Source organism: Nocardia sp. NPDC005825 (assembly GCF_040630175.1).
GTDB lineage: Bacteria > Actinomycetota > Actinomycetes > Mycobacteriales > Mycobacteriaceae > Nocardia.
Genome location: NZ_JBEXXC010000006.1, coordinates 343,240 through 365,448 on the forward strand (window position 1 = coordinate 343,240; position 22,209 = coordinate 365,448).

Consider the following 22,209-nt stretch of genomic DNA (forward strand, 5'->3'; position numbering starts at 1 on the left):
TGCGGCCGATACTCGTGCTGCGCAGCGCAATTCACCGCCGATACACCGGCGGCGACGGAAGCCGGTGCGCCACACCTGAGAATCCGGGGGGAGGTCACGGTGTCCATGACGACCGATAACGCTCTGGTGCAGTCCGTTTGGCCACTGATCGGGCGGACCGAGGAACTGCGCCGCGCTCGAGCGGCGGTGCGCGGCCCGCGAGCCGGGGTCGTGCTCGCGGGCGCGTCCGGGGTCGGCAAGAGTCGGCTGTCCAGGGAACTACTCGAAACGCTCTCGGGCCGCTACGAGGTGCGCTGGGCCGCCGCCACCGCTTCGGCCCGTTCGCTGCCGCTGGGCGTCTTCGCCGAATGGGTACCCGCCACCGCGGGCACCGATCCGATCCGACAGGTCCACGCCGTGGTGAACGCGCTGTCGGCGAGCCCGGAGAATCGGCCGGTGATCGTCGGCGTCGACGACGCCCACCTGGTCGATGATCTGTCGGCGCTGGTCCTGCAGCAGCTCGTCGATCGCCGAGCCGCCCGCCTGGTCCTCACCGTGCGCTCCGGGCAACCCGCCCCCGACGCCATCGTCGGGCTGTGGAAGAACGAACGGGTGGAGCGGCTCGAGGTGCTGCCGCTGGCCCGCGAGGAATCCGACCGGCTGGTGGCCCGTGTGCTCGGCCAGCCACCGGATCCGCCCACCGCACACCGGCTGTGGCAGCTGACCCGCGGCAATGTGCTGTTCCTGCGTCATCTGGTCGAGCAGGAACGGGAGGCCGGGCGGCTGCTGACCCGGCCCGGATCAGCGGTGTGGACCGGCAATCCGGTGATCTCCGGCACCCTCGGCGAACTGATCGACGCGCAGATGGGCTCGCTGTCACCGGAATTGGCGCTGGTCGTCGACAGCGTCGCGGTCAGCGAACCGGTCGACGCCACCGTCCTCGTCGACGTCGTCGACGAACTGGCGTTGGATCTCGCACTCGCCCGCGGACTGGTTCGCATCGACCACACCGGCCGCCGTGAACTGGTGCTCCTGGGACATCCCCTCTACGGGGAGATCCGCCGGGACCGCACCAGCCCGGCTCGGCTGCGACGCCTGCGCGGCCGGATCGCCTCGGCCGGCGGCACGGTCGCCGCCGACGGGCCCACCGCACTGGTCCGGCAGGCGCTCATGGCGCTGGACTCCGATCTGCCACCGGATTCCGGATTGTTCACCGCCGGCGCCGGCGCCGCGATGCAGCTGCTGGACGGTGCGGGCGCGGCCCGGCTCGCCGGAGCCGCGCGGGTGGCGGGCGGCGGCTACGACGCGATCCTGCTCGAACTGTCGGCCACCCAGTTGATCGGCTCCCCGGAGAACGTGGAGAGCCTGGTCGCCGACCTGGATCCGGACGAGATCGGCATCGGGCCCTGGGAAACCGCCGACCTGGTCGTGCGCCGGGCCGCCAACCTGACCTACGGCGCCGGCGAACCCGCCCGAGCCGCCGAGGTTCTCGCCGCCGCCCGCGCGGAACTCCCCGCCGCCTGCGCACCCGTGCTCGACGCGTTCGCGGCCGGAGTCGACGCCATGGCGGGCCGACTCCCCGCGGACACGATGGCCGGTCTGCCGGACCATCAGGAGCTCCCGGACTTCGCGCGCCTGACCGGACTGTGCGCGCTGTTGACGATCCACGCGTCGACCGGTGACGTCGCGGCGGCGGACGCCGTCGCCCAACGCGGCGCGCAACTGCTGAACCGGTCCGCCGCCGCGGCCCCGCTGGTGTTCTTCCTGACCTGGCATCACCTGCGCGCGCTGCTGCTCGCCGGACGGCTCGCGGCCGCCGACCGGATCGCCGAGCAGATCGAGATCCGTACCGTGGGGCTCCCCGCGCTGTTCGGCCGATTCGCCGTGCAGCTCCGCGGCCACGCCGATCTGGCCGCGGGCCGCCTCGGCACCGCCGTCCCCGCGCTGCGCCGGGCCGTGGACGTGTACGCCCGCGACGGTTCGAACGCGTTCGGGCTCATCGACTCTCGGATCGACCTCGCCACCGGGCTGGCCATGTCGGGACACGCCGACGAGGCCGACGCCGTACTCGCCGAGCTGACCGCCGAACCGAACCCGTTCCCGATCCTCGACCCGCCCCTGCTGCTGGCGCGGGCCTGGACCGCGGCCGCACAAGGGGCCAGCACCGTAGCCGTCGACACCGCCCAGGCCGCCGCGGGGCGAGCGGCCGAATTGCACACTCCCGCACAGGAAGTGGTCTGCCTGCAAGTCGCCACCCGATTCGGCGACCGGGGCGCGGCCGCGCGCCTGACCGAACTCGCGACCCTGGTCGGCGGGCCCCGGGCCGGCGCCGCCGCCGCGCACGCCCGGGCCTGGGCCGCCGGGGACGGTGAGGGACTGCTGGCCAGCGCGGCCGACGCCGAGGCGGGCGGCGACCGGGCCACCGCGATCGACGTCGCGGCGCAGGCCGCGGCGGTCTTCCGGCGCCGCGGCCTGCGTGGATCGGCGATGTCGGCCTTGGAACGCGCGCACCGGCTCGCCGACGAATGCGCCTTCGCCACACCGGCGCTCAACGCGGCGGACGACCGCTCGACTCGCACGGACCGGCAACGGGAGATCATCGCACTGGTCGGTGAAGGCCTCACCAACCGCGAGATCGCGGCCCAGCTGAACGTATCGGTCCGCACGGTCGAGGGACACCGCTACCGCGCGGCTCGCCGCCAAAGTATCGGCGCCACGCCCGGATTGGCGTAGTGGACTACCCCAGGCGGACCGCCGGACCGGATGCACCATCGAACGGTGAACGATTCGGTCGACCCACGCGAGGCCGCGCTCCGGCGGTTGCCCACCGCGTACTCGCTGGCGCTCCGGCTCCGCGAGGCCGGGGTGGAACCGGACCTGATCTGTGAATATCTCGGCATCGAACCCGAGGCGCTCGCCCCGCTGCTGGACATCGCGGAGGCGAAGCTCACCTGTGCGCTCCAACCGGACGGATCGACGGAGACGACCTGGGAATTGGAGTAGCGCACTACGCCAGCCCGCGGCGGCGCGGGCACGCACGATGAGGTCGGTCCCGTCCGAGGGCCACAGGACGAGGCGAAAGCGAGGCGGCGTGCTAGGACCGCTGCTGCCCGGCGATCCGGGCCGGATCGGGCCGTTCGTACTGCACGGACGGCTGGGCGCCGGCGGGATGGGCGTGGTGTACCAGGGTTTCGGGCCCGACGGCACCGTCGTCGCGATCAAGGTGCCCAAGCCCGAGCTCGCGCACGATCGCGAATTCCGCGCCCGCTTCCGGCACGAGGTGGCCGCCGCCCGCCGAGTGCACGGCGACTTCGTGGCCGAGGTCGTCAACGCCGACGTCGATGCGCCCCGGCCGTGGATGGCGAGCGCGTTCGTCGGCGGGGAACCCCTGCAGGACGTGGTGGCCCGCCGCGGGCCGCTCACCGGCAGCGCACTCGACGAGTTCACCTCCGGACTGGCGCAGGCGATCGCGTCGGTGCATCGGGCCGGCGTGGTGCACCGGGATCTCAAGCCCGGCAACATCCTGCTCACCCTCGACGGGCCGAAGATCATCGACTTCGGGCTGGCCTTCACGCCGGACAGCACCCGGATCACCGCGCCCGGCGTGGTGATCGGCACGATCGCGTGGATGGCCCCGGAGCAGTTCGGGGCCGGGGACGCGGGGCCACCGGTCGACATCTTCGCGTGGGGCACGTGCGTCGCCTTCGCCGCCACCGGCCGGATTCCGTTCAACGGCGAGAACGTCTCGTCCGTGATGGTCCGGATCGTGCGCGGCACACCGGATCTGGACGGGCTGTCCGGCAAGTACCAGAGAATGCTGGCGGTCAGCCTGAGCAAGGATCCGGAACTGCGGCCGACCGCCGAGGATCTGGTGACGGCCTTCGCGCGGCCGACTCCGCCACGCCGCCCGATGCCCGCCACGCCGCCGGATCATGTCCTGATCGATTCCAGCCCGAGGGATTCCGACCCGACCGAGCTGGCCGACCCGTGGCTCACCTACCTCGCTCCTTCCGATCTACCGGACACGGTCCCGGTTCCGCGCCCCCACACCACCCTCCTGAATCCGGCTCGCCGCACCGATCCCACCGTCGTGCACACCGACCCCACCGTGGTGCACAGCGACCCGCAACCACCCGCACCCGATCCCGCGGCGACCGTGCCGGCCACCGTCGTCACCGATGACGATCCGTCCCAGCCGATTCCGTCCCAGCGGCTGCGGCCCTCGCACGCTACCGACCGGTCGGGTGCGGCATCACGGCAGCGGGCTCGCCGCAGCCGGGTGCCGACTTACCTTCCCCTGGCCTGGATTTCGCTGATCCCGCCGCTCGGCCTGCTGTTCGGACCGGCGGCGCTCATCCAGGCGACCCGAGCCCGGGTGTACGCCCGCCGGGCGTATGCCGAACCGCCACAACGAGCCCGGCTCGCGACCCTGGTGGGCGTGGCCGGGCTGCTCGTCGGGGTACTGAGCGTCCTGGTGGCGCTCCGGCTGCTCACCGGCCACTGAATCGGCCGTGGCGTCACGGCGGGTCGTCAGCCGTGCATCGCGATCCCGAGAACCACCAGGATGATCAGGGCGGCCAGGGCCGCCGCCAGCAGCACCGGCACCAGCTTCGCAGCCCGCTCGGAAGCCTCGACCGGCAGGTCCTGGGATGCGGCAACAGGTTCCGCCACCGTGGTCATCTCCGCGAGGTGCGCGACGCGCATGGCGGGCGACCAGCGTTCGAGCAGCACCGTGTCGGTGCGCCGGAACGTGCCCCCGTCCGGACGCACCACCGACTGCCAGGCCCGCGCCAGCGAGCGCAGGTCGGCCGAGGTCAGCGCCGGCGCCGGTGAGGTCAGCAGGGCATCGATGGCTTCGAAATCCGACATCGGCAGCAGCTGGCCGAAGCGCCCGTAATCGATCCGGTCGGCCGCCAGATCCTCCGCGAGGCACCGGATCGCGAGCAGCGCGAACTTGAACAGGTCGGTGGTCGGCGTGAAGCCGTCCCCGTTCGCGTACTGCGGCCGCCAGGGCAGCGGATCCAGATTCGGCATCGCGGAATGACCGTCGATCAGGAACGAGTCGCAGTCCAGGAAGTAGTTGTCCGTCACGACCGGCTGCCCGGCGGGCGCGGCGCCGGTGACGAGAATATTGTTCGGCTGCAGATCACCGATCACGATCCCGTTGTCGTGCAGGAAGTCCAGATCACCGAGCAGCCGCCCGAGCCGGGCCAGCTTGTGCGGGAAGTCGTAGTACTCGAATCCGCGCCGCGTCGCCACCTGCTCCGGCACCGCCAGCCGGGTGAAATGCCGCGGCTTCCAGCCGCTTCCGGGATTGTGGAAGTAGCCGGCCGGGGCTTCGGGCAGTACCACGCCGACGATCTCGGCGCCGTCGGTGACGACGGCGCTCGGCCACGCGCACCGGGCCAGCAGTCGCTCGCGGTCCTCGGGGGCCAGCCGCCGCGGCCAGGCCACCAACTGCCGCAACCGGTCGCCATCCAGGTCGGCGCGGGCCTCGTCCCGGAATCGCTTGAATACCAGGTGGTCCCGATCCGGCACCGTGCACCGCCAGATCTCCGCCGCGCCGCCCTCCCCCAGCGGACCGCCGGGATCCAGGCGCAGGCTGCGCAGTCGGTACCACGCCTGGCCCTCGGTGGATTCGGCCGCAGTCATCGACACCCCGGCTATCGGCCGACCGGCCAGGCCGCGACGATCGTCCGGTCGTCGTGCAGGCCGGGCAGTTGGAAACCGACGATCTCGGCGAAGACGTGCTCGGCCGGCGCGGGGCCCGCGAGTTCGGGGAGAATCGTCGAAAACTGCTGCGGCACCAGTCGAATCGCGTCCGCCATACCGTCGCTCGCCAGCACCACCATGCGCCGGCCGGACAACACCTCGGAGCCGGTGACCAGCCGGTCGGCATTGCGCGGCAGCGACGCGGTGACATTGCTGACCCGGCCGCCGGACTTGGTGTCATTACGGGTCAACCAGCTCGTCGCCCCGGTACCGAGATCGACGGTGAGCGCGTCGCAGTCACCGACCGCCGCCCACAGCATCGGATAGCCGCCGGGACCCACCGGACCCAGCGCGGCGAAGGTCAAGGTGCAGGCCGGAACCGGGGTCCGCTTGCCCTCCGCGATGCCGTGCGGATCGCGATAGCCGATCTCGGCCGCCAACCGGGTGAGTTCCTCGGCGCCCAGATTGCGCGCGACCTCGGCGGCGACGTCGCGCGCCAGTGCGGACCATTGCGCGACCACATCTCCGGGGCGGTACCCGGGCACGCGCTTGTGCAGAGCCTCGATGGCGACGCGGCACGCCCGCTGCGCCGCGACATGCGAATTCTCCGCGGAACCGAGGCCGTCCGCGACCGCCAGGAAGACCCAATCGTGTTCCGGCGCACCGCCGATGGCGTACGCGTCCTCGCGGGTGTGCCCGGTTCGCGCGTGCTGCAATCCGACCTGGGTCGCGGCATAGACCTCGAAACTTCCGCTTCGACCGCGATCCACGGTCAATCCGCTGACACCGGAGGTGGTGACCGCCGCCAACTCGACCGGCCGGGCGGCCTTGGCGACCGGAGGCGGTTCGGCCACCGAAGGCCGCGGGGTCTCCCCGGGCACGGAACCGGAGGCCGGAGCCGGTCTCCGATCACCGATGGCGGACAACACCACTACCGCACCTCCGGTCAGTAGGGCAGCCGCAGCGGCCACCAGCGCCGCCGGGAGCAGCCCGCGGTCCGCGGTGCGCGGCGGGTCCGCCAGCACGAGCATCACGTCGCCGTTGTTGCCCGTTCGGCTCAGATACGCGGCCGGGTTCTCTCGAGTAGAGCTGATTCCGAGTGTCAGACACGGCACATCACGGCCGTTCGGCGGCCTATCCGACCGGTTCGGATTCGGAAAGACCAGTCCCACAACACCGCCGGGAAGCCCCGGAATCTCGCCCGCCGATGTGGTCGTCGGAGGCCGGCCGTTCGAATTGCTCTCGGTGGACCCCGCAGGCGGCACCGAGCCCGCCGGGCAACCGCTGACCGGGGGGCGACTCGCCGCGGCGGATACGGCGCTCTGGTCCACCGGTTTCGGCGAGGAATCACCGAGCCACTGGACGATCAGCGCCACCAGGAAGAAGCCGATCGTCGCGACCAGCACCACCAGCGACGTCGTGTGCACCCGCGCGAACCGCCACCGCAGGCCGGGTCGCCCCGGCCGAGTCATCGAATTCCTCACTCCAGCCGCCGCATTCCCGCGGGCGTACGGAACAGGAACGCGCCCTGTCCCACGCTGCTGCTGATCGAGAACTTGATGCTGTTGATGATGGCGCGCAACAGATCTCCCGGCGCCACGCCGCCCGTCGCCACACACGCCGCACCGACCGGGTCGATCGACCGCAGCTGCCGCACCGTGCCCTCGGTGACCTCACCGATGCCCAGGGCCACCACCACCGGCCGGAACGGATGACCCGGCGCCTCCAGCGCGTGCCGGACCGGCAGCCACACCTCGTCCCGCTGCAACTGGCCGTTGACCTGTGGATTCCCATCGGTCAGGAAGAACACGACCGGCGTGTAGGACTGCAGGCCCGCGCGGGCGAAACGCTGCTGATCATCGCGGAGCATCCGGTTCAGGAACGAGAACACCTGTGCGTAATCGGTCGAGCCCTGCCGCGGCAAGCGGGGTAGCGCCGGATCGGACCGCAGCGGGGTCAACGGGAGCACCGGGACCGGGGAATCACCGAACGCGATCACACTCAGATGCGCGGTGTCGTAGGTGGTCGGGTCGTCGGCGAGCACACCCAGCATGTCGGGCAACGACTGCTCGATGGTGTCCAAGGGCGTAATCGGCTGTCCCGGATTGAAATCCGGATCCCACATCGACCGCGAGACGTCGCACACGATGTAGAACGGGAACACCCGGCGGGCGCTGACACCGGCCTGGGTCACCCCGAAACGAGATTCGCTACGCATCACACCACCGCCGCCACGGCCTCATGCCCGAGTCGCCTTCCCGCGCCACTCGGCGCGCCTCGTCATCGACCATGCCCCCGATCACCCACGGCGGCAGAGGTAGCGGACTACTCGATTTCGGGACGGCGACTACTCCAGCCCGAACCGATCCGTGCCGACCGGCAGGCACCGGAAATGAAGTAGCGCACTACCTCCGTATCCGGATAGGGACAGACCCACCATGGGTCATGGCCGTGAACCGGCCAGGGGAGGAACCCGCGATGCCACAGGCGAACTCGCACCGCCGCCATCGGCGCCTCGACGGTGCCCGGCTGCTGCTCGCCGTCGTCGCGGTCCTGCTGTCCGTGGGCACCCGCGCGGTCGCGATCGCCGCTCCAACGACGACGCCCAGCTCTCCGTCGGTGCCGCCCCAGGGCGGCGGTACCCACGACGGACCGGGCCCGTCACTCATCGTCCCGGCGACCGCGCGGCGTGGAACCACGATCTCCGTTTCCGGCGAGAACTGGGTCTGTACCAGCGATCTCACGCTGACCACGAGTTGGTCGAGCAGCACCACCACGAAGGTGACGAACTACTCCTTCACAGCCCGTCTCGCGGTCTCCGATCAAGCGCCGCTCGGGCCGCAGACCGTCACCGCTACCTGCACCTACGTGCACACGCGAACGACCGCACCCGGCTATGCGGCACCCTGCTGCTCGGACACAATCACCCGCAGCGCGCCCATCACCATCCAAGTGGCGCACGTGGATCCACCCGTGTCGACCGGGTCCACAGGCGGCAACCACGGCGGAACGACACCACAGGTCGAAATACCGCCTCCGCCCACCTCGTCCAACGCGGACGGGCCCGAATCCACCCCGTCGGTCCCAGCGGCAGCCGTGATCGGCGTCGTCGCCGTGGCCGGAATCGCCCTGGCCTCGGTGATTGTCCGGCGCCGCCGACCCGCCGCCCCGGAACAGCTCTTCCGGCAGCCACCGCATCGGGCGCCGGTCCGGCAGCCGACGGTCCGGGTAGCCGTCTCACCGGATATGAACCCGCAGACGGGCATTCGCGAGATCGGCCGTCCGGCACGTCCGCTCACCGTCCACGTTCGCATGCACCTCGGCACACCCGAGGTATTCGTGAGGGAGCTGTCACGATGACCACCCCGTCGATCTCAGCCCGGACGGTGGCGCTCGGCTACTCGGCACCCGCCGCCGACGACCTCGCGAACTACCTGCGTTCCAGCGGAATCGACCGCATCGCGCTGAGCGGAGCGATCGCGATCACCGAGCCGCTGCGCACGGCGGCCCTCGCCGAGATCGCCCAGGCGATCGACGGCTTGCTCAATATCAGCCTGGCCCAGGTCGCGGTCGAGGGCTGGTGCCGCTACGACAAGCTCGCCTGCTGCTACCGGGCCGGAGTGGTCATGGCGTTGGTCGTCGAATGGCTCCGATCATCAGGAGACAGAACCTAGCGTCAGCGACAGACGTTGTCGTAGGGCAGGTTCGGCGCGTAGTACTGCCAGTCCTTTTCGGAGATCGCCGTGCCGAGCCGTTGGCAGGCTGCCGCTTCCGGATCGAGCAGCGTCGTCAGCGCGCCGCGGACATCCCAGACCCGAACGGTGCGGGGATCGCGCGAGACGAGATACCCGTCCAGCCGCAACCGCAACGCGTCCACGGTGCCCAGATGGCCGGGGAGCAGCACGGTGCTGTCCATGTTATCGGTCGGCGCGAGCATGACGTCGCGGCCCAGCGCCATGGTGAGTATTCGTGGGTCCAGGTTGAAGGCGGACGAGTTGAGCACTCGCTGGGTCACTTCCCGTAACTCCGGCATCAGGGGATCGGTCAGGTCGTAGATCTCGGTGGCAGAGTTCTCGGCGGTGAAGCTGCTGGTTCTCAGCAACGTGCGGCCGTCGGCGCTGATCGTCACGCGCCCGGCCGCCCCCGGCAGTTCCGTGAGCAGCCGAGGCTTGTCCGGTCCCCGAATGTCCCAGAGACCGGTACTGTCCGATTTGGTCACTGCGGCGAGCAATCGGCCATCCGGCGACACCGCGTAGACGGGGTGGGGCGAACCGCCGACCGGGACGTCGTCGAGCTTCCGAGGTCGTGCCGGGTCGGTGATATCCCACAGCTGTACTACGTACCCGAAGCCGCTCTCCTGCTCGACGGCCAGGGTTGTCCCGGCGTGGTCCATCCGCACGGTCATCGTGTGCGTGTTGGGATACGTCAGCCCGATTCGCGAATTCGTCGCGACCGACCCGACTTGTACCGGGGCGGCCGGGTCCGCGAGCGACCAGAGTGCGGTCGCGCCGTCTGCGCCACGCACCGCGACCAGATGACCGTCCCGCGCCATGCTCACATCGGCGGTTCCGTCGGCCTGCTCGGGAATTCGGCCGACCCGCACCGGGTGCAGCGGATCGGTCAGCCGCCACACCCCGAGCATCTCGGGTTCCGTGAGCGAGGATGGACCGTCGATGACCAGTGTCGTGCCGTCCGGACTGAAGTACCCGTCATTACCGAGGGCCTCGAACTCGGCCTCGACCGCTATCCCGGTGCCGCCGCCGAGATTCCACAGGGTCGTCCTTCCGCCCCGCCCGCCGGACACAAGCGCGCGGCCGTCCGCGGAGTAGGTCAGTGACCGGATCTGGCCCGTCAGCTCGGTGTTGAGGCTGCGTTCGACATGCGGGTGCAGCGGGTCACGCACGTCCCAGATCTGAACGCCCGCACCGCTTCCACCGACGGTCAGCGTGCGTCCGGACGGACTGAACTCCGCTCGGGTGGCGCTCGGGCCGATCACCCCGGTTGGTCCCGTGTCGGAGACGGTGCCCAGTGCCGTCGGCCGGGTGCGGTCCGCCAGGTCGATAAGGGTGACCGGAGCCCCGCGTCCGGTGAGCGCAATCAGGCGGTTGTCCGCGCTGAACGAGGCGAACTCCCGCGGTCCGCCGGTGATCATCGTGAAGGACGCCGGGTCGGTATCGATCGGTAAGGCGGTCGAGAACCGTGCAAGTCGCACAGGCACGGCAAGATTCCGGGTATCCCACAGAACGTACCCGGTGTCGTCGCCGGTGACGAGCATCGAATTGTCTTTGCTGAATCCGAGCAGCCCGCCCGGCATGTCCGATCGCGCGACCTCGGTGACCTGGTCGCCGATGCGGACCATGGTGGTCACGGAGGCGTTGTCGACGATCGTTCTCCGGACGCCGACTGTCCCGTCGGCGGAGACCAACGCGACCGTCCCACCGCCGTCGGCGCGGCTGAGGGCGGGACGCGCCGGATCGCTGATATCCCACCACTGGACATCGCGGTCACGCTGGTCGACCGGTCGCGTCTTGTCGTAGTCATTGCCGAATACCACAAGCGTGCGACCGGCCCGGTCGAACCGGAGATCGTCCACGTGCCGGACGCGGAATCTGCCGACCGGAGCGTTCTCCAGCTGGTGGCCGACGACCCGCCACAGCGCCACATGGCCGACCTCGTCGGCGGCCGCCAGCAGACCGCCGTCGGGGGTGAGCGCCACCGCTGTGATAGCGTCGTCGGCCTCCTGAAATTCGGGCATGACGACCGAGCCGCCGAACGGGCTACCGATCAAGGCCTTGGCCAGCTCCGCGTGGTTCCGATCGCTCGGCGCGATCCGCGCCGCGGCCAGTTGGAAGCTCAGCGCCGCACGGGGATTCGTCTCCGCATGGGCCTGCCCCAGCAGCTGCAGCTGACGCACGGCCGCCTCGTTGGCACTCGCGTCGGCCCGGTCGCGCTGATCGATCGCGGAAATCCAGCCCGCCACCGAGACCACGGTAAGCAGCGCCAGACCCATGGCCACGGCGAATCTCAGGCGGTGGCTGAACCTTTGCCTGTCTTGGCTGGCGTGCAGATACTCCTCTTCCGGCTTGTCGAGCCGTACCCCGCTGTCGCGCAACCGCAACGCCGAGTCCAGCGCCGGACCGGACAGCAGCAGGCTCGGGTGCCTGCGGGCCTGCCACTCAGCGGCCCGGCTGCGGACCCGCTGCCGCTCCCGCAGCCCCGCCCCGTACTGGTCGATCCACTCCTGCAACAGCTTCCAGGCGTCCAGCAGGGCGTCATGGATGAGGAATACGGCGCCTCGATCGACGCCTAGCAGCCGGGCTCGGACAAAGACGTCGAGCACCCGCGGGTCAGGCCGGAGATCGTCCAGCGCGACGACCCGGCCGGTGCGCCGCAGCTCGCCGTCCAGCGGGACCAACGCCAGAAACAACTGGCGTGCTTCCGCTTTGCCCGCCGCGTCGAGCGCGGCGTATACGGCGTCGGCGCTCCTGGTCACCGCTTTGTCGATGCGGCCTGCCCGGATGTAGTCCGCGGCGGTGAGTATTCGGCCCCGGCGCACCCGCCAGGTCTCCATCAACGCGTGGGACAGCAGTGGCAACACCTCCACCGAGCGGCCCGAGCGCGGCAGCGCGTCGGAAAGGACGATCTCGACGAGGTCCTCCCCCGTCACGAAACCGGCTTGCGCAGCAGGCTTTTCGACCACCGAGCGGAGATCGTCGGGCGTCATCGGCGTCACTTCGACGGCCGCCCTGGCCGCCGGGCCGAGCGCCGGGTAGCGCAGGCAGCGCCCGAGAAAGTCGGATCGCAGGCACACCACCGTCATCCGGGCGACATCGGCCAGCGCCGTCAGCTCCTCGATGAACACATCGGCGACGGCGAGGTGGTGAATGAAAACGTCCTCGAACTGGTCGACCACCACGGCGATCGGTGTCGTGGCGCAGGTTTCGCGCAGCCGGGCGGGGTCGGCGAGCAAATCATCGACGGCCTCCCGGGAAACACGAAGGGCCCCGGCAAGTTCGGCGCGCAACGCCGCCAGCGGATCGGGGCCGGGCGCGAACGCGACCTGTCGCCAGGCCTCCGATCCGGGGAGCTCCCTGCCCTTGTCGAGCAGCGGCAGCAGTCCTGCGCCGAGTATCGAGGACTTTCCGACGCCGGACGCGCCGGTGAGCACGATCACGTCGGTGGCGCGCGCGGCGATGGCCGCGGCCAATGCGGCCGTCGTCTCGGCGCGCCCGAAAAACCTTGGCGCGTCGCTCTTCTCGTACGCGGCCAGCCCGAGATACGGATTGACGGCGTCGGCGGTACCCGAGTCCGGCTCCGGCTCCGGCTCCGGCTGTCGGTGCGCAGGGTTGTTCGCGATGACAAGTCGCCCTGCGTTGCCACGGAATTCGATGCCGATCCGGGGCTGATGGGGATCCTCGTCATGCAGCTTGCGATCGAGTAGCTCGGTCAGGCGAGCGAGCGTGGTCAGCGGCGGGCCGTTCGGATCGCCTGCGGCGAGGAGCTGTAGCAACGCGCCGGTGAACACGGTGTGCTCCGCGCCGTCGCGGACCAGCGCGGGTCCCCACGGCGTCGCGGACACCAGCAGCAGGCCGTCGGAGATATCGGAGCCGAGCCTGGCCCGGCCGGAGTAGCAGCAGTCGAGCACCACGAGCACCGTGCGCGCCGTCGACGTGGCCAGCGCCGCCGGAATGGCGGAGAACTCCAAAGCCTGACTGGCGGGGCGGCTCTTGGTGATGTCGACGGTCGCCACCGTCGAGAGGAACAGCTCGCCGCCCGCGATCAGCCCGTGCCCGACGAAGTAGATCAGCAGGACATCGGTCGCCGCGGCAGCGATGGCCCGGATGACCGCATCCAGCATGACCGGATCGGGCGGATCGAGGACGACTCGGATGTTCGCCGAGGAGACGTCGCACGAATCCAACAGCCGCCGTTCGAGTTCCGCCAAAGACGTACGCACGGCCGGGACGTCGGACAGCTTCGGACTGTCCGTGTGTTCGGTGCCGATGAGCAGTACGCGTGTGCCTGCGCCGCTCAGTCCGGTCATGACTCGGTGTCGTCGCTGTCGGGTGGGTCGAGTTGGCCGATCAGCTCGGCGAGCGCGGCAGGGAGCTCGGCATCTTTGAGCCGCTTGATCCGCTTGGCTGACAACGTTACTTCAGTCTTCTTGTCGGTTCGCCTGATGCCGATCTCGATGTCTGAGGTATAGAAGCGCAGAAAGGCGAACAACGCGGTGGCCAGCGGCACCAGCGTCTGCGGCTGTAGCGCGATCTGCAGGCCCTCCAGCATCGGTCCCAAAGTGCCCTCAGGGGCACGCTTTTCGAGCAGAGTGACCCGGCCGCGCCACCGCGCATCGTTCAGTAGCTCGGTGTTCAGGTCGCGGAGTGCGTCCGCGCCTCCCGGCTGGGTTGATCCGACGAGAACGTCCATGTGCCTATCCCTCCACCGCCTCGACAACCAAGGATGTCGCATGTTCCCGTCAGTTGTTACACACTCGCGCAATCTGCTGTCCGCCGGTGGAATGACCCCGCGCTTCGATGAGCGACGAGGGCTCCGTCCTGATCTCCGAGTCTTTGTGCCGCCGATCTACGCGTCGACAGCACACGCAATGCATAGCGCCGCATGATGCCAGTGACGCTAGCCCGTGGTTGGCTGACCACCAAGATTCATCTCACCGCCGACGGCGCCGGTCGCGGCCTGGCCGTGCTGCTTACGCCGGTCAACCAACGACTCCCTGCTGCTGCCGTCGCTGCTCGACGCGGTGGTTGTGCCGCGACTGGCCGGTGGGGCGCGCAGCCGCGCCATCCGGAGGTGGTGATCGCCGACCGCGCCGACTCGTCGGCGTCGAACCGAACTCTGTTGAACCGCAAACGCATCCAGACCATGATTCCCGAACGCCGGGACTAGGGCGTCAACCGCAGACGCAAGGGCCGCTCAGGTGGGCGTGCACCGAGCTTCAATGCCGAGATCTACAAACGCCGCAATGTCATCGAACGCGCCTTCAACAGGACCAAGCACTGGCGGGCGGTGGCCACACGCTACGACTGTGAGGATGATCGGGTGCCGCCCTGGGCGGTGGTCTGACCCGCGCTACGACTGGCCGTCGGGGCCTTGAGTTTGATCTGTCGACCACTGTCCGGGGCGGCGCTTTCCGCCGCCTGACCAGGTCGGATGTGTCCCGATAGGGGCCTTGCTGCTGACACGGCACCATCACAGTCCTGACCATCGATGACCCGGTCCGGCGTCGGCCAGCCCAATCCCGAATCCGCCAGGAGACAGCCGACCGTGCTAAACATGCCGCAAGACGACCACTCCGACGAGACGGTGGTGCTGGGTGTCGATACCCACAAAGATGCCCACGTTGCCTTCCTGATCGGAGTTCGAGGAAATTGCCTGGCACACAGCAGTTTCCCGACAACAGCCAACGGCTACCGGCAGTTGCTGGCCTGGGCGACAACCTTCGGCACCCTGCGCCGCGCAGGGGTGGAAGGCACCAGCTCCTACGGCACCGCGCTGACCCGCTACCTGCAAGAAGCTGGCGTGCGTGTTGTCGAGGTCAACCATCCCGACAAGGGAAATCGGCGCCGCCGCGGCAAGACCGACGCCATCGACGCCGAGGCGGCTGCAAGAGCGGTGTTGTCGGGCCGCGCGGTCGCAGTCGCCAAGACGAGCGACGGGCCGGTGGAGATGGTGCGGATGCTCAAGTCGACCAAGGAATCGGCGATCAAGTCTCGATCGCAGGCCATCAACCAGCTCAAAGCCGTTGTCGTGCGCGCCGATCCGGCATTACGGGAGTCGCTGGCCGGGTTGAGCAACCCTCGACTCATTCGGCGTTGCGCCGATCTCGATCAGACCGTCCCGACGACGACGGAGTCGGCAGCTGCTTACACGCTGCGGTCTCTTGCCCGTCGAATCCTTGTCCTGACAGAAGAAATTGACGATCTCAACGTTCAGATCACCGCAACCATCGCTGCGTTCTGCCCTGCACTGCTCGACTGCTATGGCGTCGGGCCCGATACCGCCGCCGCCCTGCTCATCGCCGTCGGCGACAACCCCGAACGCCTCCACAACGAGGCATCCTTCGCTGCCTTGTGCGGCGTTAGCCCCGTCGAGGCATCCTCGGGAAAATCCAGGCGCCGCAGGCTCAATCGAGGCGGCGACCGCCGCGCCAACTCCGCTCTCTAACGATCGTCATCGCCCGCTTGCGCTGGAACGCCCGCACCCGCGACTACGTCGCCCGCCGGCAGTCCGAAGGCAAGACTCGCCGCGAAGCAATCCGATGCCTCAAACGCTACGTCGCACGAGAGATCTATCAGATCATCACCGCACCCAGCCCGAACACCCTTCCGCTGCGCACAGCGGCTTGACAATCCATAGGGGCATCAAGCTGCTCCGCGCCGCGGATCGCACCCGCCGCGGCGGCGGTTCCGAGAAGGTCCCGCTGCTCGAACACGAAATCTCACACACGTACCACCCGGCCCTCGAGGTGTACGTGGACGACCAGCAGGTCAGCCGATTCGAGATCACGGTCGACATCTCGCTGCGCGTGCTGCCGCTCGAGGCGACCGTCCGCGGCGGCAGACTGGTCGAACTCGGCCCCGGCGACTGCACGGCCACCGTATCGATCGGCACGCCGGACCTCGGCCCGATCCTGGTGCGAGACCACACATTCCAGACTTCGAGGGCCTTCGACCTCCGCCGCCCGATAACGCTCTCGGGTCCGAGCCCACGCACCGGTACTCCCCGCCCGCGGTAGCGATCCGAAAATCTAGCAACGCTAGACAGGCCATGCGATCAATGTTACCGTTGCTCCAGAATCTAGCGCTGCTAGATTCAAGGTAACCGACGAGGAGTAATCGCCATGAGCTTCACCATCAATGAACAGAAGTTCCTCGCTGAGGCCGGGCTCGGTCGACTGGCCACGGTGTCGCCCGACGGGGTCGTCCAGAACAACCCGACCAGCTACCGGGTCAACGCCGACGGCACCATCGATATCGGCGGGATGCGAATGATCGCCACTCGAAAGTACCGCAATATCCAGGCCGGCAGCCGCGTGTCATTCGTTGTCGACGAACAGGTTTCGCTGGACCCGTACGAGATCCGCGGCGTCGAGGTCCGCGGCACCGCCGAGACGATCGAGGACGTCGAGCCCCCGTTCCCGATCCAGGAACGCGCCATCATCCGCATCCACCCCGAACGCATCATCTCCTGGGGCATCGACGGCGGCTCCTTCGACTTCACCAGCCGCGCCGCCGAGTAATCAGGCGCAGAGGCGATCCCCTGGCTGCCCGGCGGGGACGGGGGTTGGGTAGAACAATCCAGCGGCTACTTCCACCCTGCCCCGCCGAACACGCCGCAATCCCCCGGCCCGGGTCAGCCCGGCCCCTGGATCTACTGACAGACTCTCGTCATAACCCGGCCATCGCCGAAGGACGACAGAACCAGTAATGCCGCATCGACCGCGGAGTTGACGAGACAGGGATTCCGTGGAGCTGCGCGAGATCGAGATCTTCTTGACGCTGGCCGAGGAACTGCATTTCGGGCGGACCGCCGAACGGCTCAAGGTCACCCCGGCGCGGATCACGCAGGCGATCAAGAAGCAGGAGCGGCAGATCGGCGCGCTGCTGTTCGAGCGCACCAGTCGCACGGTGCGGCTCACCTCGGTCGGCGAACAGCTGCGCGACGATCTGCGACCGCTGTTTGAAGGAGTGGAACGCAGTGTGCGGCGCGCCAAACAGGCCGCCCGGGGGCACACCGCGGTCCTGAAACTGGCCCTGCTGCCGTTCAATCTCCCCGAATTCCACATCTACTGGAACGAATTCCGCGCCCGCCATCCGCAGTGGGAGCTCCAAGTCCACCGGCTGCCCTACACCGACGTCTTCAGGTCCCTGCGCAACGGCGACTTCGATGTGATCGCCGTGTGGGGCCCGGTCCCCGGCGACATCACCCTCGGCCCAGCCCTTTTCAGCGACAGTCGCGTACTGACGGTCAGCAGCGATCACCCCCTCGCCGACCGCGACACCGTGTCGGTCGAGGACTTCGCCGACTACCCGCACTCCATGTCGCCCGGCAACCCCCGGGAATGGGAGGAGACCTACCTCCCCTTCACCACCCCCGGCGGCCGCCCCATCCACCGCCTGCGTCCCGTCACCAATGTCGACGACCTCATCGAATGGGTCCTCAACGGCGACATCGTCCACCCCTTCCCCGCCCACGTCACCGAGTTCTGGAAGATGTCGCACGTCCGCTTCATCCCCGTCCCGGATATCCCGCCCCTCACCTACCACCTGTGCTGGCGCGCCGACGCCGAAACCGAACCCATCCGCGCCCTGGCCCGAGTCCTCACCGACCTGCGCGACTCCTAGCCAGCGATCATCAGGGCCGGACACCAGCCCGCCCTGCCTCGGATGGGGATCGGCGTCCCGTCACTCCCAGGCGAAGCGGGGCTGGTCGAAGTGGTCGACGCGGGTCGCGCGGCCGTGCAGAGCCACTTCGCGGAACTGGTGCAGGATCGCGGCGGTGGGGGCGTGCAGGTGGCCGCCGAGCATCGGGAGCTGGATGGTGGGGCGGTCGGAACCGGGGACGGTGGCGAAGCGCGGGTCCACGTCGAGTTCGGCGAGTGGGATCCAGTGCACGGAAGCCACTTCGGCGGGGTTCGGGGCGAGGGCCGGCGGATCGGCGACCCAGGCCACGACGGGGGTCATGATGTAGCCGGAGCGGGTCGGGTAGTCGTCGAGGAGGCCGAGGACGGCCGATCGGGGCAGGGCGATACCCAGTTCCTCGTGGAGCTCGCGCAAGGCGGCGGCCTGCGGGTCCTCGCCCGGGTCGAGTCTGCCGCCGGGGAGGGCCAGCTGGCCGGCGTGGGCGCGCAGGCTCGGCGCGCGCTCGGTCAGCCAAATACCCTGCTCCGCACCGCGATCGACGATCGCGATCAGGACCGCGGCGGGCTTGCGGCCCTCCGGGTCGACGGTCCGGCGGGGAAACGCGTCCATCGCCTCGGCGACCGCTGCCCGCAACCGATTCGCGGGCACATCGTTCCAGCGATATCCGCTGCGATCTTGATCGACGGCCATTCGCCGAACCTAGATCGCGGCGGCGGGCAGCGTCAAGCAGCCAGTATCGTTCCGGCATGCGTGATTTCGGGATGGGATTTGCCCAGTTCTTGGCGGGGCAGCGGTGGGTGGCCCGGCATCGCCGGGAGTACGGGCTGGGGCTGGTGCCCGCGCTGATCACGCTGGTGATCTACGGGGCGGCGCTGGTCGGGGTGATCGCCTGGGGCGGGGACGTGACGGAGACGCTGACGCCGTTCGCGGACGGGTGGCCGAGTCCCTGGCTGGGGTTGTTCCGCGGGGCGCTGATGGTGGCGTTGATCGCGCTGGCGGTGCTGGTGGCGGCATTGACCTTCACCGCGGTGACCCTGGTGATCGGATCGCCGTTCTACGACGTGATCTCCGAGCGGGTCGACCGGTCGGTCTCGCCGGACGGGAGCGCCCCGGAATCAGGGCTGTCCTGGTGGGTCGAGTTGTGGATATCCGTGCGGGACAGCGCTCGAATCCTGGTGCGGGCCATGCTGTGGGCGGTGCTGCTGTTCGTGCTCGGGTTCGTGCCCGTCATCGGGCAGACGGTGATTCCCGTGCTGGCGGTGTTCGTCACCGGGTTCTTCCTGACCCAGGAACTGACTTCGGTTGCGCTGCAACGGCGCGGGGTACACCTGAACCAGCAGATGGCCATGCTGCGGTCCCGCAAGACCGTGGCCTGGGGCTTCGGCGCACCGCTCGCGGCAGCGTTCCTCATCCCGGTGGTGGCCGTGTTCCTCATGCCCGGCGCGGTCGCCGGGGCCACGCTGCTGAGCCGCCAGCTGCTGGGAGAGCCCACCCGGACCTGACCCCGCCGCTCACAGGGTCGAGAGGGCGAAGGCGGTGAGGAATCCGGCGACGGTGACCAAACCCGTGACCAGGTGGGCGTTCTCGAAGGCCTCGGGAATCATCGTGTCGGCGATCATGGTCAGGATCGCGCCCGCCGCCAGCGCGATGATCGCGGCCAGGACGGACGCGGACAGCACGTCCGACAGGGTGAAACCGAGCATGGCCGCCGCCGCGCTGAGCACGGCGATGCCGCCCCACAGGCCGAAGATGTAGGCGGGAGTGCGGCCCGCGCGGCGCATGCCGGTCGCGCTGGACAGACCCTCGGGGATATTGCTGATGAACACCGCGGCGACGGTCGCGACGCTGACCGCTCCGCCGGAGGCGATGCCCACACCGATGATCATCGATTCCGGGATGCCGTCGAGCAGCGCGCCCAATGCGATCGCGGTGCCCGAACCTTCCTGATCGGCCTCCGAAGGCTGTTGATCACCAGACCGTTTGCGATGCCGAGCGCCACGCCGGGCCAGCGCGCTGTTCGCGCCGGTGTACAGCACAGCGCCGGCCAGCGCGCCGACAGTCGTGGGCACCAGGCCGCCGCGCGCGTGCGCCTCGTCGATCAACTCGAACGAGACCGCCGACAGCAGTACGCCGCTGCCGAACGCCATGATGGTCGCCACCAGCTTGGCCGGAACCTGGACCAGGTAGCCCAGACCCGCGCCCATCACCAATGCCGCGCCCGCGAGCAGCCCCCAGCCACCCGCCTCGACCACAGTGCCCATGTCCAGTGACTACCACCGGATCCGGCCCGACGGTGCGCGACCGGCCGATGGGTGACTCAGCTCGTGACGACGGGCAGGGACTGCGCCTCGGCGAACGCCGCCATGTCGACCATGCGGCGGGCATTGGACAGCGCGGTGATGGTGCACACGCCCAGCGCGCCCGTGCGGTCGTAGAGGGTGGCGGTGGAGACCGCGATGCCGTTCGCGGACACGTGATCCCGGGCGTGCACGCCGATCTCCGGGCCCTCCGGCAGGCGCGAGAGGGTCATGGTGACATCGGTGTTGATGTAGCCGACGCCGGCGGTGCCCCAGTTGCACACCAGGTTGGTGGTGTCGGCGGCGAAGGCCGCGCGCTCGAACGGGGTGATGGCCTCGCCCGCGATCAGGGGCGGGACATTGTTCCAGGCGGCCTTGCGGTGCGGGTTCACACCGGAGGCGAAATCGTGGGTCCAGTCGGCGGATCCGGACTTGAACAGCGGCGGCGCGCCCTCGGGACGGTCGAGCCGCTGGTCGGGGACCGGCAGGTCCTGGGTGGGCTGCCAGATCTCGCCGGGCGGCTCGGCCGCCGCGATCAGGAATTGGACGGTGGCGCGGGCCCGGACCTGGTCCTGCTGGACGATCGAGGCGTCGACCACGCGAATGCGGTTGCCGTCGCGCACGATCGAGCTGTGCAGTTCGATCGGCTCGTTCAGGACCGGACTGAACATGTCGACGGTGAAACGGGCCGGCACGAACTCGGGCCCGAGGCTGTGGGTTTCGAGCTCGTGGGCCAGCAGTCCGCAGACGGCGGTGCCCGCGAGCTGGCTGGAAGACCAGGCGCTGACCGCCATGCGGGTCGCCGTGTAGCGGCCGTCCTCCCGAGTGAAGAACGCGGTCATGGGGCCTCCCCTACCTGGTGATGATCTCCCAAATTAGAACACGTGTCAGAAACGCGAGGGAAGGCGCGCGTCCCGATGAGCGAGCAGCGGGCGGGTCAGTTCACCCAGGGCGGGTTCACCACGGTGCCGTCGAGCAGCTCGCCGGTGAAGCCGACCGGGGCCGTGACCAGCACCTCGGCGGGCCGGTCGGACGGGTTGTCCAGGCGGATGACCGAATCCGCGGGCGCCACGCCCGCATCACCGGCGGCGAGTCGCGCCGACTCCCCCTGAATGGTCAGCGTGATCGAGCCCCCCAGCACCACGAAGCCCTCCTCGCGGTGAATGCGGTGCGCGACACCCTGGGTGCCGGGCGCGATCTCGAGGCGCCACACGCACAGCTCGCTGCTGCCGACGCTGGGGCGGATCAAGGGGGTGAAGCGGGAACCGTGCATCTCGTGGGACTGGATATCGGCGGCGTGGACGACTGGCATGGACACTCTCCTTTAGTCAAGCAGCTTGACTATATAGTCAAGCTTGTTGACTTCTTTGTCAAGTGCCAAGATCTCAGACATGCCCGGACCCGCACAGGACCTGCCGCTGCTGCTGCTCGCGGCCGCCGCCGAGGTGACCGACGCCATCAACGACGGCTGCGTGGCGGCCGGGTTCACCGACATCCGTCCCACCCACGGCTTCGCCTTCGTACGCATGGCGCCGTCCGGGGCGACGGTCGGCGAGATCGCCGAACACCTGGACGTCACCAAGCAGGCGGCCAGCCAGCTGGTCGACGAACTCGTCAAAAAGGGCTACGCGCAGCGCAATCCGCATCCCACCGATGCCCGCGCCAAGCTCATCACGCTCACCGAACGCGGCTGGGCCTGCACCCGCGCCGCCGACGCCGCCGCGACCCGATTCACCGAGCAATGGGCGGCGACTCTCGGGGTCGAAGCGACGGTGGGGCTGCGCAACGCCCTCGCGCGCGTGGTCACGCCGGGCCGCGTGCGCCCCTCGGCCTGGTGACCG

At 69.3% G+C, this 22,209-nt stretch carries 20 protein-coding genes and 1 pseudogene; 12 read left to right on the plus strand and 9 right to left on the minus strand.

Annotation, left to right across the window (positions count from 1 at the left end; translation table 11 throughout):
* The first annotated feature begins 105 nt into the window (after positions 1 to 105).
* From ABZ382_RS19315 to ABZ382_RS19325, 3 genes are all read left to right on the plus strand, one after another.
* A complete protein-coding gene (locus ABZ382_RS19315) occupies positions 106 to 2,712 on the plus strand; it encodes a LuxR family transcriptional regulator (RefSeq protein WP_357090549.1) in 2,607 nt (868 codons plus the stop codon).
* Between the two features lie 30 nt (positions 2,713 to 2,742).
* Positions 2,743 to 2,982 carry a hypothetical protein gene (locus ABZ382_RS19320; RefSeq protein ID WP_357090551.1) on the plus strand — a complete coding sequence of 80 codons (240 nt, stop codon included), beginning with the start codon at positions 2,743 to 2,745 and terminating at the stop codon, positions 2,980 to 2,982.
* Positions 2,983 to 3,070: 88 nt separating this feature from the next.
* Positions 3,071 to 4,483 carry a serine/threonine-protein kinase gene (locus ABZ382_RS19325; protein WP_357090553.1) on the plus strand — a complete coding sequence of 471 codons (1,413 nt, stop codon included), beginning with the start codon at positions 3,071 to 3,073 and terminating at the stop codon, positions 4,481 to 4,483.
* Positions 4,484 to 4,509: 26 nt separating this feature from the next.
* On the opposite strand, the gene ABZ382_RS19330 is transcribed toward ABZ382_RS19325, so the two are convergent.
* From ABZ382_RS19330 to ABZ382_RS19340, 3 genes are read right to left on the minus strand one after another with little or no spacing between them, the layout of a single operon-like run.
* A complete protein-coding gene (locus ABZ382_RS19330) occupies positions 4,510 to 5,631 on the minus strand; it encodes a hypothetical protein (RefSeq protein ID WP_357090555.1) in 1,122 nt (373 codons plus the stop codon).
* 11 nt (positions 5,632 to 5,642) lie between these two features.
* Complete coding sequence (locus tag ABZ382_RS19335; RefSeq protein ID WP_357090557.1) at positions 5,643 to 7,163, minus strand: protein phosphatase 2C domain-containing protein; 1,521 nt, start codon at positions 7,161 to 7,163, stop codon at positions 5,643 to 5,645.
* Positions 7,164 to 7,171: 8 nt separating this feature from the next.
* A complete protein-coding gene (locus ABZ382_RS19340) occupies positions 7,172 to 7,909 on the minus strand; it encodes a VWA domain-containing protein (RefSeq protein ID WP_357090559.1) in 738 nt (245 codons plus the stop codon).
* A gap of 260 nt (positions 7,910 to 8,169) precedes the next feature.
* Here ABZ382_RS19340 and ABZ382_RS19345 point away from each other — a divergent pair, with 260 nt between their 5' ends.
* The gene (locus ABZ382_RS19345) at positions 8,170 to 9,051 is read left to right on the plus strand and encodes a hypothetical protein (protein ID WP_357090561.1); all 882 of its coding nucleotides are present in this window, start codon (positions 8,170 to 8,172) and stop codon (positions 9,049 to 9,051) included.
* The gene (locus ABZ382_RS19350) at positions 9,048 to 9,365 is read left to right on the plus strand and encodes a hypothetical protein (protein WP_357090563.1); all 318 of its coding nucleotides are present in this window, start codon (positions 9,048 to 9,050) and stop codon (positions 9,363 to 9,365) included. The genes ABZ382_RS19345 and ABZ382_RS19350 overlap by 4 nt, the downstream gene beginning before the upstream one ends.
* Positions 9,366 to 9,367: 2 nt before the next feature.
* Here ABZ382_RS19350 and ABZ382_RS19355 read toward each other — a convergent pair whose 3' ends face one another.
* Together ABZ382_RS19355 and ABZ382_RS19360 are read right to left on the minus strand one after the other, a co-directional pair.
* Positions 9,368 to 13,735, minus strand: a complete 4,368-nt coding sequence (locus ABZ382_RS19355) for a hypothetical protein (protein WP_357090564.1) — start codon at positions 13,733 to 13,735, stop codon at positions 9,368 to 9,370.
* Entirely contained in the window at positions 13,732 to 14,118 is a 387-nt protein-coding gene (locus tag ABZ382_RS19360; protein ID WP_357090566.1) for a hypothetical protein, read from the minus strand. Before ABZ382_RS19360 ends, ABZ382_RS19355 begins: the two co-directional genes overlap by 4 nt.
* Before the next feature lie 192 nt (positions 14,119 to 14,310).
* On the opposite strand from ABZ382_RS19360, the gene ABZ382_RS19365 reads away from it, so the two are divergent.
* The 5 genes and pseudogenes from ABZ382_RS19365 to ABZ382_RS19385 all read left to right on the plus strand — a co-directional run bounded on the left by ABZ382_RS19365 (position 14,311) and on the right by ABZ382_RS19385 (position 18,053).
* Positions 14,311 to 14,595, plus strand: a complete 285-nt coding sequence (locus tag ABZ382_RS19365) for a hypothetical protein (RefSeq protein WP_357090568.1) — start codon at positions 14,311 to 14,313, stop codon at positions 14,593 to 14,595.
* 387 nt (positions 14,596 to 14,982) lie between these two features.
* Positions 14,983 to 16,055: pseudogene (locus ABZ382_RS19370) on the plus strand (IS110 family transposase).
* Positions 16,052 to 16,444: a hypothetical protein gene (locus ABZ382_RS19375; RefSeq protein WP_357090570.1), complete on the plus strand. Its 393-nt coding sequence runs from the start codon at positions 16,052 to 16,054 to the stop codon at positions 16,442 to 16,444. Before ABZ382_RS19370 ends, ABZ382_RS19375 begins: the two are co-directional and overlap by 4 nt.
* A gap of 105 nt (positions 16,445 to 16,549) precedes the next feature.
* Positions 16,550 to 16,948, plus strand: a complete 399-nt coding sequence (locus ABZ382_RS19380; RefSeq protein WP_357090572.1) for a PPOX class F420-dependent oxidoreductase — start codon at positions 16,550 to 16,552, stop codon at positions 16,946 to 16,948.
* A 226-nt stretch (positions 16,949 to 17,174) separates the two neighbouring features.
* Positions 17,175 to 18,053 carry a LysR family transcriptional regulator gene (locus ABZ382_RS19385; protein ID WP_357090574.1) on the plus strand — a complete coding sequence of 293 codons (879 nt, stop codon included), beginning with the start codon at positions 17,175 to 17,177 and terminating at the stop codon, positions 18,051 to 18,053.
* A gap of 60 nt (positions 18,054 to 18,113) precedes the next feature.
* Here ABZ382_RS19385 and ABZ382_RS19390 read toward each other — a convergent pair whose 3' ends face one another.
* The gene (locus ABZ382_RS19390; RefSeq protein WP_357090576.1) at positions 18,114 to 18,761 is read right to left on the minus strand and encodes a CoA pyrophosphatase; all 648 of its coding nucleotides are present in this window, start codon (positions 18,759 to 18,761) and stop codon (positions 18,114 to 18,116) included.
* A gap of 56 nt (positions 18,762 to 18,817) precedes the next feature.
* Between ABZ382_RS19390 and ABZ382_RS19395 the strand changes: the two genes are divergently transcribed.
* The gene (locus tag ABZ382_RS19395; RefSeq protein WP_357090578.1) at positions 18,818 to 19,573 is read left to right on the plus strand and encodes an EI24 domain-containing protein; all 756 of its coding nucleotides are present in this window, start codon (positions 18,818 to 18,820) and stop codon (positions 19,571 to 19,573) included.
* 9 nt (positions 19,574 to 19,582) lie between these two features.
* Here ABZ382_RS19395 and ABZ382_RS19400 read toward each other — a convergent pair whose 3' ends face one another.
* From ABZ382_RS19400 to ABZ382_RS19410, 3 genes are all read right to left on the minus strand, one after another.
* A complete protein-coding gene (locus ABZ382_RS19400) occupies positions 19,583 to 20,332 on the minus strand; it encodes a ZIP family zinc transporter (RefSeq protein WP_357090580.1) in 750 nt (249 codons plus the stop codon).
* A 56-nt stretch (positions 20,333 to 20,388) separates the two neighbouring features.
* Positions 20,389 to 21,210 (minus strand): acyl-CoA thioesterase domain-containing protein, encoded by an 822-nt coding sequence (locus ABZ382_RS19405; RefSeq protein ID WP_357090582.1) that lies wholly within the window; start codon positions 21,208 to 21,210, stop codon positions 20,389 to 20,391.
* Between the two features lie 95 nt (positions 21,211 to 21,305).
* A complete protein-coding gene (locus tag ABZ382_RS19410) occupies positions 21,306 to 21,680 on the minus strand; it encodes a cupin domain-containing protein (RefSeq protein WP_357090584.1) in 375 nt (124 codons plus the stop codon).
* A gap of 79 nt (positions 21,681 to 21,759) precedes the next feature.
* On the opposite strand from ABZ382_RS19410, the gene ABZ382_RS19415 reads away from it, so the two are divergent.
* The gene (locus tag ABZ382_RS19415) at positions 21,760 to 22,206 is read left to right on the plus strand and encodes a MarR family transcriptional regulator (RefSeq protein ID WP_357090586.1); all 447 of its coding nucleotides are present in this window, start codon (positions 21,760 to 21,762) and stop codon (positions 22,204 to 22,206) included.
* Positions 22,207 to 22,209: the final 3 nt, after the last annotated feature.

Bases quoted from the DNA above. Each gene is read 5' to 3' on its own strand.
- ABZ382_RS19315 (WP_357090549.1), top strand. From the start codon at position 106: ATGACGACCGATAACGCTCTGGTGCAGTCCGTTTGGCCACTGATCGGG.
- ABZ382_RS19320 (WP_357090551.1), top strand. From the start codon at position 2,743: ATGCACCATCGAACGGTGAACGATTCGGTCGACCCACGCGAGGCCGCG.
- ABZ382_RS19330 (WP_357090555.1), bottom strand. From the start codon at position 5,631: ATGACTGCGGCCGAATCCACCGAGGGCCAGGCGTGGTACCGACTGCGC.
- ABZ382_RS19335 (WP_357090557.1), bottom strand. From the start codon at position 7,163: ATGACTCGGCCGGGGCGACCCGGCCTGCGGTGGCGGTTCGCGCGGGTG.
- ABZ382_RS19340 (WP_357090559.1), bottom strand. From the start codon at position 7,909: ATGCGTAGCGAATCTCGTTTCGGGGTGACCCAGGCCGGTGTCAGCGCC.
- ABZ382_RS19345 (WP_357090561.1), top strand. From the start codon at position 8,170: ATGCCACAGGCGAACTCGCACCGCCGCCATCGGCGCCTCGACGGTGCC.
- ABZ382_RS19350 (WP_357090563.1), top strand. From the start codon at position 9,048: ATGACCACCCCGTCGATCTCAGCCCGGACGGTGGCGCTCGGCTACTCG.
- ABZ382_RS19355 (WP_357090564.1), bottom strand. From the start codon at position 13,735: ATGACCGGACTGAGCGGCGCAGGCACACGCGTACTGCTCATCGGCACC.
- ABZ382_RS19360 (WP_357090566.1), bottom strand. From the start codon at position 14,118: ATGGACGTTCTCGTCGGATCAACCCAGCCGGGAGGCGCGGACGCACTC.
- ABZ382_RS19365 (WP_357090568.1), top strand. From the start codon at position 14,311: ATGATGCCAGTGACGCTAGCCCGTGGTTGGCTGACCACCAAGATTCAT.
- ABZ382_RS19380 (WP_357090572.1), top strand. From the start codon at position 16,550: ATGAGCTTCACCATCAATGAACAGAAGTTCCTCGCTGAGGCCGGGCTC.
- ABZ382_RS19390 (WP_357090576.1), bottom strand. From the start codon at position 18,761: ATGGCCGTCGATCAAGATCGCAGCGGATATCGCTGGAACGATGTGCCC.
- ABZ382_RS19395 (WP_357090578.1), top strand. From the start codon at position 18,818: ATGCGTGATTTCGGGATGGGATTTGCCCAGTTCTTGGCGGGGCAGCGG.
- ABZ382_RS19400 (WP_357090580.1), bottom strand. From the start codon at position 20,332: ATGGGCACTGTGGTCGAGGCGGGTGGCTGGGGGCTGCTCGCGGGCGCG.
- ABZ382_RS19405 (WP_357090582.1), bottom strand. From the start codon at position 21,210: ATGACCGCGTTCTTCACTCGGGAGGACGGCCGCTACACGGCGACCCGC.
- ABZ382_RS19410 (WP_357090584.1), bottom strand. From the start codon at position 21,680: ATGCCAGTCGTCCACGCCGCCGATATCCAGTCCCACGAGATGCACGGT.
- ABZ382_RS19415 (WP_357090586.1), top strand. From the start codon at position 21,760: ATGCCCGGACCCGCACAGGACCTGCCGCTGCTGCTGCTCGCGGCCGCC.